This window comes from Marinomonas sp. NPDC078689 (assembly GCF_044542435.1).
Lineage (GTDB): Bacteria > Pseudomonadota > Gammaproteobacteria > Pseudomonadales > Marinomonadaceae > Marinomonas > Marinomonas arenicola.
This window is the reverse complement of sequence record NZ_JBITUJ010000001.1, coordinates 186,674-199,014: the sequence shown is the minus strand read 5'-3', so window position 1 is coordinate 199,014 and position 12,341 is coordinate 186,674. Positions and strand designations below refer to the sequence as shown.

Annotated in this window: 7 protein-coding genes; 2 read left to right on the top strand and 5 right to left on the bottom strand. The window is 46.0% G+C overall.

Annotation, left to right across the window (positions count from 1 at the left end; translation table 11 throughout):
• Nucleotides 1-17 precede the first annotated feature (17 nt).
• Together ACIGBN_RS00880 and ACIGBN_RS00875 are read right to left on the bottom strand one after the other, a co-directional pair.
• The gene (locus ACIGBN_RS00880; RefSeq protein WP_133001913.1) at nt 18-1,379 is read right to left on the bottom strand and encodes a sigma-54 dependent transcriptional regulator; all 1,362 of its coding nucleotides are present in this window, start codon (nt 1,377-1,379) and stop codon (nt 18-20) included.
• Nucleotides 1,379-3,667 carry an ATP-binding protein gene (locus tag ACIGBN_RS00875; RefSeq protein ID WP_396663127.1) on the bottom strand — a complete coding sequence of 763 codons (2,289 nt, stop codon included), beginning with the start codon at nt 3,665-3,667 and terminating at the stop codon, nt 1,379-1,381. Before ACIGBN_RS00875 ends, ACIGBN_RS00880 begins: the two co-directional genes overlap by 1 nt.
• A gap of 130 nt (nt 3,668-3,797) precedes the next feature.
• Here ACIGBN_RS00875 and ACIGBN_RS00870 point away from each other — a divergent pair, with 130 nt between their 5' ends.
• On the top strand, nt 3,798-6,311 hold the full coding sequence (locus ACIGBN_RS00870; RefSeq protein WP_396663125.1) for an EAL domain-containing protein: 2,514 nt from the start codon (nt 3,798-3,800) through the stop codon (nt 6,309-6,311).
• A gap of 19 nt (nt 6,312-6,330) precedes the next feature.
• Here ACIGBN_RS00870 and epmA read toward each other — a convergent pair whose 3' ends face one another.
• The 3 genes from epmA to ACIGBN_RS00855 all read right to left on the bottom strand — a co-directional run bounded on the left by epmA (nt 6,331) and on the right by ACIGBN_RS00855 (nt 9,738).
• Entirely contained in the window at nt 6,331-7,308 is a 978-nt protein-coding gene (gene epmA / locus ACIGBN_RS00865) for an EF-P lysine aminoacylase EpmA (RefSeq protein WP_396663123.1), read from the bottom strand.
• Nucleotides 7,309-7,386: 78 nt separating this feature from the next.
• The gene (locus ACIGBN_RS00860; protein WP_396663121.1) at nt 7,387-8,523 is read right to left on the bottom strand and encodes a cache domain-containing protein; all 1,137 of its coding nucleotides are present in this window, start codon (nt 8,521-8,523) and stop codon (nt 7,387-7,389) included.
• A 291-nt stretch (nt 8,524-8,814) separates the two neighbouring features.
• Nucleotides 8,815-9,738 (bottom strand): histone deacetylase family protein, encoded by a 924-nt coding sequence (locus tag ACIGBN_RS00855; protein ID WP_396663120.1) that lies wholly within the window; start codon nt 9,736-9,738, stop codon nt 8,815-8,817.
• A 144-nt stretch (nt 9,739-9,882) separates the two neighbouring features.
• Here ACIGBN_RS00855 and ACIGBN_RS00850 point away from each other — a divergent pair, with 144 nt between their 5' ends.
• Entirely contained in the window at nt 9,883-12,285 is a 2,403-nt protein-coding gene (locus ACIGBN_RS00850) for a GNAT family N-acetyltransferase (protein WP_396663118.1), read from the top strand.
• Nucleotides 12,286-12,341: the final 56 nt, after the last annotated feature.

Here is a 12,341-nt window from a genome sequence, read left to right as displayed (position 1 = left end):
CAAGCAGCACCAAGACGCTAGAGCTTGTAAATGTCTTTGTCTAATTCGTACTTACGCATTTTATCGTAGAGGGTTTTACGCGGCAGCCCTAATGCGTCCATTGTGCCCTTTATCGAGCCTTTTTGACGCAGCAGTTCTTGTTCTAATAAGGTTTTTTCAAAGCGTTCCATTTGCTCTGGCAACGTCATCACACCTGGGTTATTTTCATTGCTGATAATGATGTCATCAAACTCAAATGACCCAGCTTCTCCCATCAATACATAACGTTCTGCTAGGTTACGCAATTCACGAACATTGCCCGGCCAGTCATAACTCAACAAGCTGTGCATACGCGCCGCCGACAACGGCTCAGACTCTCGCTTGTATTGCGCCGTGGCCACCAAACAAAAGTGTTGCCACAGCAAAGGAATATCATCCGTACGTTCTCGCAAAGGAGGAATGTCCACACGCACTACGTTCAATCGGTAGTAAAGGTCCTCACGAAAAGCGCCACTGTCACAAAGCTGTTTCAGGTCCACCTTGGTCGCCGCTAAGATACGCAGATCAAGGTCAATCGCCGTGTTCGACCCCAAACGCTCTAAACGACGTTCTTCTAATACTCGCAATAAGCGAATCTGCATGGTCATCGGCATGCTTTCAATTTCATCTAAAAATAAGGTGCCACCATTGGCGTGCTCAAGCTTGCCGATACGCTGGCTTTTTGCATCGGTAAAGGCGCCTTTTTCATGGCCAAACAGTTCCGACTCCATTATAGAATCAGGCACGGCACCGCAGTTAATCGCCACAAAAGAATGACGACGACGCGAGCTGTGCTCGTGAATGAAGCGCGCCACGAGCTCTTTACCAGTGCCCGTTTCCCCTTGCACTAGGATGTCTGCTCCCGTGTCTGCCACATGCAATAACGCTTGTCTCAGACGGTGAATACCTGGAGTGTTGCCAATAATACGAGGGCCTGGGGCGTTCTGCGCGGCCAGCTCTAATCGTAAATTGCGATTTTCTAATGTGAGCTGACGTTTTTCACTGGCACGACGCACGACTTCCAGGAAGTCTTCACTGGAAAAAGGCTTGGCGATAAAGTCGTAAGCGCCATCACGAATCGCATTCACAGCCATGCTGATATCGCCATGGCCGGTAATCAAAATAAAGGGGATTTCCGCATCAATTTTTTTCACCTCTTCAAACAGCTCTAAACCGCTTTTCCCAGGTAAGTTGATGTCACTAATGATAACGCCAGACCAATCAATCGACAGGCGATCCACCACGCCTTGGGCACTCGCACACTCGACCACATCAAAGTCTTCTAGCTGCAGTGTTTGCGAAATGGCCATTCGCACCGCGTGCTCATCATCAATCAAAATGATTTGATTTCCGTCTGGCATTAAGATTCCCCTTTTCGATTTAAAGATGCTTGATAGCGCGGTAGCGTAACACAAAATTCTGCGCCACCTTTTGCTTGGTTTTGAGCCTGTATTTGCCCACCCATCGCTTCCACAATACGTTGGCTAATGGAGAGGCCAAGTCCCAGCCCTGAGCCTGATCGTTTTGAGGTGAAAAAAGGTTCAAACAAATGTTTAATCGCCTCTTCACTCAAGCCATCACCAGAGTCTTTGACACAAATCGTAACCTGCTCTTGACTGGCACTTTGCTGAATGACCACATGCTTAATCGTTCGCTCTTTTTCCAATATGGCATCCGCTGCATTGGCCAGTAAATTCACCAACACTTGCTCCAGAAACACCATATCCCCATTCACAATCAAGTCTTCATCATGGTCGGCCAGCTCAAGTTCGATCCCCACTTCTTTGTAACGTGCCTCCATGATGCGCAACGCGCCTTTAATCGCCGTGGAAACCGAAACAGGGGCTGGCTGAACATCCCCTTTACGAGCAAATACTTTAAAGCGCGCGATAATATCGCTCATATGATGACCCAGCTGACTAATGTGCTGCAGGTTCGCATACGCTTGCTGATGATTATTTCGATCAAGAAACTTTAAGCCATTGTCCGCAAACGCTCGAATCGCCGTCAACGGCTGGTTAAGCTCATGATTAATACCCGCACTGAGCTGCCCTAAAACTGCCAACTTAGCCGTTTGTATCAATTCCCGCTGAGTGCCCTTATGCTCTTCAATTTCTTGGCGCAACAGCGCATTGGCATTTTCTAGCTCAAAGGTTCTTTCGCGAACCCGCTCTTCCAATGCATTGCGCGCATGAGTGATTTCTTGTTCGTAGCGTTTGCGCTCTGTCATGTCATGAAAAGTCACCAAATAACTACGACGATTCGGCAACTGCATCTCACACAAGGTCATTTCAACCGGTATCGAGCTGTGCTGCGAGTAACACAGAGAGCCTTCCATGGTAATCACTTTAACGCCTAGTTCGTCGGTTTTCAGCACCACATCTTGTGCCTGATTTAGGCTCTCCCCTTGTTTGTTGAGCGGTTTAAAGAGGCTATTCAGTGGTTCCCCAACCAGGGGTGACAAGGGCTGTCCCATCAAATGCTCAATCGCAGGGTTGAATGACTCAATACGATGGGCAGAATCCAAGGTAACCAGGCCCGCCTGCGTATTCTGAATCACTTCTCGAATGTAGGCCTGATTGTGGCGTGCCATTTCATTCGCATCAGAGCGCTCTCGCAGCATACGAGTACGCAACATCGCCAAACCAAATAACAAGGCAGTAATGGTGACACCGCCCGCAAAAATGGCTCGCCACAAGGCAATTTCTTCATTAATGGTTTTGAGGGGCGCTAAGATGGAAACCTGAAAATTCAGCAACTGTATCGGACGAGTCATTTGCAGATAAGAGTGACGGCCTAACGATCGCTGATCATGATCGCTGCTCACCTCTTCCAGAATATCCACAATATTCGATTTTTCATCCAGTTGTTTGCTATACACAATCGCCAACTTTTGAATGTCTTTGCCCTTGTAGCGTTGGCTGTCAGCAATACGCTGCAACTCGTGATAAGACAGCTCACCTAATAAGTGATAGAGCCAATCCACTCGAGAACTACTAAACACAATGCCATCTGGATCAATTAATAAGAATTCATAACTTTGGTTATTGAAGCGCTTTTCAAATTGCGTCAAATCCACCTTAACAACGGCAACACCGATAATCTTGGCGCCATCATAAACAGGATAGGAGAAATAATAGCCGCGACGGTTCGAGGTGGTGCCCAAGGCATAATAGCGCCCAGCCTTGCCTTCCATTGCGTCTTTAAAATACGGTCGGAACGAAAAGTTATTGCCAACAAAACTGGTTTTCTTTTGGTAATTAGACGCCGCTATGGTTAACCCATTTGCATTAATAATATAACTATCAGAGGCTTCCGTGATGCGGTTTATTTGTTCCAACTCGCGATCCAGTTGCCTAATGTCGGCAGCGGAACCATCGCGCAACGCTTTCTTAACCCTATCGTTAGACGCTAATAACGTTGGCATGTTTTGATATTTAACAATGGCGCCTTCCAAAACACCCGCCAATTGATCTAGCTGCCCTACCATCTCACCGTGCAAATTTTTTATTTGTTGAGCACGAAGGGCATCCCCCCCTTTCCAAATGGCCAATAGTGCCAAGGCGAATATCAAAAAGCAGAAAAAGATCAATCTCTTACGAATAATACTGAAAATTACAGATAGGGTGATGGTTTTTTTACCGTTCAAAATAGCACCTAAAAATGGCTAATGTGTTGATAATCTTTACTTTATTCGAATTGCAATTTCATCGCCTTTAGGGCATTTTGCACCCTACTCGCATGCGTTACACGTTAATTAAGGAAGATGGTCAGTAGGAATGTATTCCAATAGCTTTTATTGCACTTCACTCGCGTCGTTTATTTCGCAGATAAAAGACCAAGAAATACCTGATTTAATCCAAATATACGGCACTACTCCTGTTAAAGAAATGGCAACATGGGCTTCATCACTGACAAGGTTGTTTCCTACCGCATGTCGCATCGGCATGGCTTGTGATCGCCATATTTACAATGGTGACATTAAAGCCACTGGGATGACGGTCATTTTCTCTTATTTTGATAACACCCAGCTCATTCATAATAGCGCGCCATTTTCACAACAAGCTCAACAGGTCGGCCAAGCACTGTTTGAACCTTTAATCACCACTCTAGGTTCTCAACAAGCTGCTTCTTATATTGTGTTAACCGATAACCACGGTTTTCTCTCGAACCAATTTTTCAGTTACCCAAATGAACATGATTGTTTAATAAGCGGGGGACGCGCGGGATTGTCTGATACGACACAGAGCTGGGTTTTGTATCAAGACAATGTACTGCAAAATCACGCCCTGGCCGTGGGCTTTGTAAATCCAAATTTATTGGTACACAGAGACATTTTTGTCGACAGTATTCGCATTGGTCAGCGGATGCTGGTGACCTCCAGCGAAGGCAATATCTTAAAATGCTTGGACCACTTACCGGCTCAACAAGTGTATCAGCGCTATCTAACAAATGGTGAACGACTACAGCTGCCCATCGCGGCTCAATTTGCATTGCAAACCGTGGACGATAGTCTTGAAATTAATGCAATCCCTATGCAACTAGAAGCCGATGGCGCATTAACCATGAGTGAGCCGCTAGCAGAAGGTGCTCAGGTTCAATTTTTGTACATTAACCCATCGCATTCTATCTACTCTGCCACCTTGAAAGCACAAGAGTTAGAGACCTTGCAGCCTGAAAGCGTCTTTGTCTTCAAATGCATCAGTCGCAATGACGTTAATAGCGAATCGCCAACGGAGAACCTAGCGCTTATTGGCTCTTCGCAGACACTCAATGGGCCTTATTGTTACGGTGAGTTTTACAGCTCGCAGTTTGGTACTCATAACCGCCAGCACGCCCTCACTTATTTGGCATTTAGCGAATCAGCAGTGAGCGAACACCCCCCCCAACAAACGCTTACCCTACCTGCGAACGAAAACCCTATATTCCCTATTCTCAATCTCATTAACAATACGCTATTAGATATTGAACAAGAACGTAAAGCTTTGTCTTTATTAAAAAATAATGGCACGGATAACAACTGGCTTTATGATTTTCAAACCGGCTTACTCAATCGCTTTGCGTTACTAAATCGATTGCAGAAACACGATGATATTTTGCATTTGGCGGTGATACGAGTACGTAACTTCCGCTTAATTAACGAGCAATATGGGTACAGTGTCGCCGACGATCTATTGGCTCAATTGGCCCATCATATAAAACACCAGTTAACGCTCGATGGTACTGAACTGGGGTTCGTATGCTATCGACTGTCAGCCAATGAAATCGCCGTATCCATTGAGACCAAAATCACTCCGAAAAGAACCCTACAAGTCTTCCATAAATTAATTGAGAAAATAGAAGACAGGACTTTTTTCACTACCGACTCAGCAAAAAATTTACTCACCCTCACATTGTCCGTTGGCTTAGCGTCGACTAAAGACCACAACGGCCATACTTTGTGCCAACACCAGCATTTATTAATAAAAGCCAGTGAAGCACGACGCTTTGCGCAAACCAGCAATTTGCCGCTCTCTTGGAATGGGGACATACAGCATCAATCTGGCTCTGGGGAAAACTTAGAATGGATTCAAAGCATTCGAAAAGCGTTAGAAAATGATCAGGTTTTTGCGTATTTCCAGCCTTGTTTTGATAGCCAGACGACTCAGCAAGTCGGCGCGGAAGCGCTCTTACGAGTGCAAATAAATGGCGAAATCATTGGCCCTTTCGCGTTCTTAAATTTGATAAAACAAACTCAGCTTTACCCAAAAATCACACTACTGATGCTGGCTCAATGCGAGCGTTTGCTAAAGCAGTACCCGGATATCAAGGTCGCGCTGAACCTGTCGATATTGGATTTTAAACATCAAGCCACACTGGATACGTTAAAAAGTTTCTTTCAGCGTAATCAAGTTGCAGGCCGCTTGACCCTTGAGATTACCGAATCCGAGTCGATCCAAGATTACGAATGGATCAACCCGATTCTGGCAGAATTTCGTCAAGCGGGGGCTTTATTGGCGATTGATGATTTCGGCGCTGGCTATTCCAATTTGGAGAAGCTTATTTCATTGGACCCTGACATTCTCAAACTGGATGGCAGCATCATCAAAAATATTGATCACGATGAAAAAATGCAGAAATTGGTGCTTAGCATTAACAAGCTGGCTCATTCTCTAGGAATAAAAACCCAGGCGGAATTTGTCCACAACCAAACGGTACACGATTACCTTGTGGACATAGGCGTGGATTATCTACAGGGCTATCACCTTTCCAAGCCGTTAAGCGAAGCACAGTGGATAAAGACCTTCGAGTAAGACGGCCATAGTTAATCTTTTAAGCCCGCTGATGAGCAAACGGCAGCACCGCTTCTATGTGTTGCTGTTCGCACAACAGCATTAACAATCGATCAATACCCAAGGCAACACCAGCACAGTCTGGCAAGCCTGCCTGGAGGGCGCTGATTAAGCGCTCATCAAACTGTCGTTCCGCCAAGCCTAGAGCTTGCCGGGATTGCTTATCCTCGTTAAAACGCTGCTGCTGCTCCTCTGCGTCCGTTAGTTCATAGTAGCCATTGGCCAGTTCCATACCTTGCCAATACAATTCAAAGCGAGCCGCTACTGACTGACCTTTTGCATCTTGGTAAATCTTCGCCAGCGCCGCTTGGCTAGTCGGATAATCATGGATAAAACAAGGCTCATTTTGACCAATAGCCGTCTCAATCACACTCGCAAAAATCAATTCTAGCAAGGTATCTCTGTCTTCTTCTTGCAGGCCATATTCTGTGTGTTTATGGGCGCATTCTTGCAACTGACGCAACGACGCCGTAAAGGGGTCCAAATCAAGATAACGAAGAAATGCCTGCTGGTAGCTTAAACGCTCACATTTCAATGCATCATTTTGCAAAACACACGCTAGTAATTTCTCTATCTCATCCATCAATCGCCAGTGATCAAAACCAACGCGATACCACTCCAACATAGTAAATTCAATACTGTGCCGACGGCCAATCTCTTCCGCTCGAAACACCTTGCCTAATTGATAAATTGAGCCGGAACCCGCGCACAACAAGCGTTTCATCGCGTATTCTGGAGAGGTTTGCAGGTAATAAGTCAGCGCTTTACCAAGTGAATGCGTGTGACTGGTCAAGACTTCGATATGAGGGTCTGTGATGCTGGCTAATGACAAACAAGGGGTATCCACTTCCATCACATTTCTGGCGCTAAAAAAATCGCGAATAGTGGAAAATAGCTGGGCGCGCTTTTGCAAGGTCGCCATATCCGCACTGGGTTGCCACAAAGATGCGTCGTACATAAAAAAGGCTCGATTAAATAAACACAATCATAACAAAACCTCCTCTTAGTAGAGGAGTTTTGTTGAAAATAGCGCCTTTTATTCTTCTGGAAGTCCACGAACCTCAGATTCTGTCACGACTTTATTACGCCCTCTTGCTTTGGCGAAATACATGCATCGATCGGCTCTTCTCACCATATCAGAGAAGGAATCTTGTGGGCTCGCCACGGCGACACCGGCACTTATCGTAATATGAAAATGTTCGCTGTCGGAGTAATGAAAAACATGCTTGGCTGTTGCAAGTCTTACTTTCTCTGCAAACATTCGACATTCTTCTTCAGTAGCGTGCAGCAGAGCAACCATTTCTTCCCCACCATAACGAAATACATTTTTGTGAGGCAATAACTCTTTTTGGATAATACTGCTAATGGCTGACAGTACATTATCGCCATAATTATGACCGTATTGGTCGTTTACTTTTTTAAAAAAGTCGATATCAAAAAATATCACTGACAAAGGTAAAGAGTGCTCTTCTTTAAGCATTCTAGGGCCTATTTCATCTAAATAGCTGCGCCGATAAAGACGCGTCAATCGATCAAAAATAGCCACCTCTCTAAGCTCTGTTAAATAGCGTTTATATAATTGCAACGAAACGAAAATGCTTAATAAAAACAACCCGATAATAATGAGTAAGCCGATATAAATTTGGCTAACAATCTCACGATTTAAATCGCTTACATACAAGCCAGTACCGACAATCCAGCCCCAGGGTTTAAACAGCGCCACATAACTGAGTTTTTGCGCCAACACCTCGTCATCCGGTTTTGGCCAATAATAAGACACAAAGCCACTGCCGCTGTGTTGAGTGGTTGTAATAAACGCCTTCACAAAGAACTTGCCATCTTTGTCTTTAGAGTGAATTAAAGACTGGCCCACACTGCTCTTATTATAAGGGTGCATTAGCATCACCCCTTTGGTGTTAAGGACCCAAAAATAACCATTGTCTGAGTATTTAAGTTTCTCTATATATTCTAAAAACTGATGCTGTGCTTCAGCCTTGGTTAATTTGCCCTCAAGAGCGTCTTCGTAAACCTCCTGCATTAGGCTCATGACTGTATCTACTTGAGAGTGAATCAGAATTTTTCGTTCTTTGAGTATGGAGCTATAAAGGTGCCAAACAATGACAAACAGCAAAACAACCATGCTGATCAAGCTGACAAGGGAAAGGGTTAGCATGTGCTTTTTAAATTTAGAATAGCGCATCAAAAATAGACCATTGAAACAAACCAAGAGACTAAATAACACCTTGCTCGCGGCCTGTAATACCCAATAGAAAAACCTGATCTTTAATGGAGAATCCTAGACCAAAAGATCAACTTTCAAATAATGATGGGACAACAAAGATCTGCCCGTTTCTATTTTAACATAGCCTTTTTGATGCGCGGAAAACGTTTCAATAAAAGTGGTTATTTACTCGTCTTTATTGCCCTAAATGACGAAAAACACGATAAAAAAATCGCCACGACGTTACATTTTCATCAAACTTCGAATATGGCTAAACGCACATCGCCCTAACGCATCTAGGTGATAGCCGCCTTCTAATACAGAAACAACCCGACCCTGACAACGCTCATCCGCGATCGCTACGAGCTGCTCCGAGATCCATTGAAAATCACTGTCTTCTAAGCGAAGTTGCCCCATGGGATCGGATTTATGAGCATCGAATCCAGCCGAAATCATGATCAACTCTGGCTGAAACGACGCTAATCGCGGAAACAGCACATCCGTCATTGCAGTGCGAAATTCCAGACTGCCAGTACCAGCATCGAGAGGCATGTGCAGGATATTATCGTGGGAAGCCCCGGGGTCTGCATAAGGATAGAAAGGGTGCTGATAACTCGACGCATACAGCACATTAGGGTCGCCGTTAAAAATAGCCTCTGTGCCATTGCCGTGGTGTACATCAAAATCGATAATGGCCACGCGCTTCACACCACCATGTGTCAGCGCATGCTTGGCGCCTACGGCAATGTTATTGAAGAAACAAAAGCCCATTGCGCGGTCTATTTCAGCGTGATGGCCAGGCGGCCTTACCGCGCAAAATGCATTATCCATTTTGCCACTCATCACCAGATCCACCGCTTGTACGACCGCGCCAGCTGCGTGCACCGCAGCCGCAAGACTGTGTGGCATTAACAGGGTGTCGGCCTCTATTTCAATATGGCCTTGCTCTGGTGCTTTCGCAAAAATGGAATCAACGTAGGCAGAATCATGAACAGCCTTCAATTGCGCTTGTGTCGCAGGTAAGGCCTCGACACAGCGTAGGTAGTCAAGTAACTGCCCTGCAATCAGACGATCACGGATCGCCCCCAAACGCTGGGGGGATTCAGGGTGCGCTTCGCCCATGTCATGTTTGTCACAATGGTTGTGAGTAATGTACGCGGTCGTCATCTTCATTCCATCCGTTATTATTCTTTTATGCGCTAAGCAATTCGTTTTATTCTGAGTGAAATCAAAACATAAATCGAGCCAAATGCGCTATCCTACTATGGTCTACACGCCCATATTGGGTATGCATTTTAGAGGAGAGTCCCTGTGTCACAGCATGCTTTGCAAGCGCTTTTAGCCCCCTCTTCCACGGTCGTTCTGACAGGTCAGGATGCGGCAGATCCTATTCTCACCGCCTTATTGAAGGCGCTGAGTAAAAACAATAAGGGTCTCACCCTTGTCGGAGTCAAGCCACATTGGGGTGCTGAAAACTCGCCGATTAAGCATTACTCTTCTCTCAGTGAACTCACTCAACCTTACGACTTAGCGATCCTGGCCGGTAAAACCACGCAACCAATGAGTGAAATCATCGCCGCTTGCAGTCAAGCTGGCATTCACGCCTTGCTAATGCTTTCTTGGACTGGCGAGCCACCAAGCGATATTCAACACCACCTAAGACAACATAATGTGCGTCTATTAGGGCCAAATAGCTTCGGAATCTGTCGACCAAAACAAGGTATTTCAGCTTGGCTAGGGCTCACGCATCCCCTCCCTGGACGATTAGCACTCATGTCACAGTCTGGCACAGTCGCGAGCGCGCTTGTCGATTGGGCTAGCTGGCAAGGTATTGGCTTTTCACAAGTGGTGGCGATGGGGTCACCGGTCGATGTCATGCCTTCTCAGGTACTCGACTTTCTATCTAACGATTTTGAAAGCCAAGCCATCTTGATGTATTTACAAAGTGTCGGCCAACCAACCCGTTTTCTAAGCAGCTTGCGCGCAGCAAGTCGCAGTAAACCGGTCGCCGTGGTAACCGAGCACAACCTAGGCGCCGACCCAAGAGTATTAGACGCGGCCTTGATGCGTACAGGGGCGGTACGAGGCCGTCGCTTAAACGATTTGATCGGTGCCGCTTCGGTCATGACCAATGCGCGCCGTATTAAAGAAGGCGCCTTGATGATCATAGGGAATGGCGCAGGGCCTGGGGAATTGGCTGCTCAACGGGCCGCGGAGTTGAATCTGTCGTTATTAGAACCTGATCAAGTGCTGCGCGAACAATTGGAAAACATTGTCGACCAACGCGGTCATATCGGCCCAGTCAGCACCGTCTGGGCGAGTTGCCCAAGCGATGTCTTTGTTGATCTGGCACAAACGGCGTTAAGCAGTAAATCCTGCGGTGCCGTCTTATTAATGTTAAGCCCAACCGCCTTGATTGATCTGTCTTCCTTTTACGAGCAAGTCATCGCACTGCATCGTAAACAGAAAAAACTCATCATGGTGTGTCTACTTGGTGGTGGCGATATTGTCTCTATGCGAACTCGCCTCAATGAAGCAGGAATCCCAACATTTCGCACGCCTGAAACCGCCATTGAAGGCTTTCAATTTCTAGAGCAATTCCAGCGCAACCAACAGCTTGCAAAACAGTCTCCTGACAGTAATGCCGCCAGTCAACAAGTCAATATAGAACAAGCGAGAAAGCATCTTAAGACCTTCATCCGTCAAGGGAAGACACAGCTCTGCGCCGCCGATTTCGCCCCTGTATTGGCTTTATTTCACCTGAGTTTCGCCCAGTTCCCTCGCTCGCAGAGTGTCATCAAGGCAGCTTTGCATGTACGGATTTTTCGCGACCCTGTTTTTGGTACCGCCATAGGCGTTGCCCTAGGTGGGTCTGATCAGGGTTCTCCGCAAAAAAGCGAAGTCGTCGGTTTACCACCACTCAATACACTGTTGGCAAGGGATCTTATTTCCCAGTTATTACCACCTGGCAATTACCCTCAAGTGGAAGCATTACTACTGAATGTCTCCAGCCTGGCGTGTGAACTGCCTGAATGCCAAACCTTACAATTAAGCAAGCTCTACATAGACCAATATGACTGTTTAAACGGTGACATTGCCATCACGCTTGCCCCTTGTAGCAACGCACGTCGCTACGACCATTTGGCGATTCAGCCTTACCCGCGCCAATGGGTCAGTCACCTAACATTACGAGATGGCAGCAACACCACAGTGCGGCCAGTTCGCCCAGAGGATTCCCCTCTGATTGCAGATTTTGTCCGTGGAATGTCGAAAGAAACCCGCTACTTACGCTTTATCTCGAATATTGAAGAACTTACGCCACGCATGCTCTCCAGTATGTCGCATATCGATTACGATCGAGAAATGGCCTTCATGGCAGTTCATGAGATAAACGGCAAAGAACGCTTAATCGGCACCTCGCGTTATATTGATAATTTCGATGACCAAAGCTGTGAATTTGCCGTGGTATTAGACGATGAGTTTCAAGGCCAAGGTTTGGCCTCTTACTTGATGAAACAGCTTTTTCTGGCCGCTGCCGACAAAGGGATTCGAGTTATGCAAGGTATTGTTTTGGCAGAAAATAAACGCATGATCACTTTTTGCAAGCACCTCGGCTTCAGTATCAAAAGAGACCCTGACGACATCGGGCAAGTCATCGCAACACTCAGATTAACGGATAATTTTGTCTCTGCACTGCATTCAAAAAAAGAATAAGAAAGTAATAGAACATAAAAAACTCGATCCTGCTGTTAGACTGAATCGAGTTTTTT

What these genes read in the sequence shown, in the direction of transcription:
- epmA (WP_396663123.1), bottom strand. Translation starts at nt 7,308, where the DNA reads ATGTACGACGCATCTTTGTGGCAACCCAGTGCGGATATGGCGACCTTG.
- ACIGBN_RS00880 (WP_133001913.1), bottom strand. Translation starts at nt 1,379, where the DNA reads ATGCCAGACGGAAATCAAATCATTTTGATTGATGATGAGCACGCGGTG.
- ACIGBN_RS00870 (WP_396663125.1), top strand. Translation starts at nt 3,798, where the DNA reads ATGTATTCCAATAGCTTTTATTGCACTTCACTCGCGTCGTTTATTTCG.
- ACIGBN_RS00860 (WP_396663121.1), bottom strand. Translation starts at nt 8,523, where the DNA reads ATGCTAACCCTTTCCCTTGTCAGCTTGATCAGCATGGTTGTTTTGCTG.
- ACIGBN_RS00855 (WP_396663120.1), bottom strand. Translation starts at nt 9,738, where the DNA reads ATGACGACCGCGTACATTACTCACAACCATTGTGACAAACATGACATG.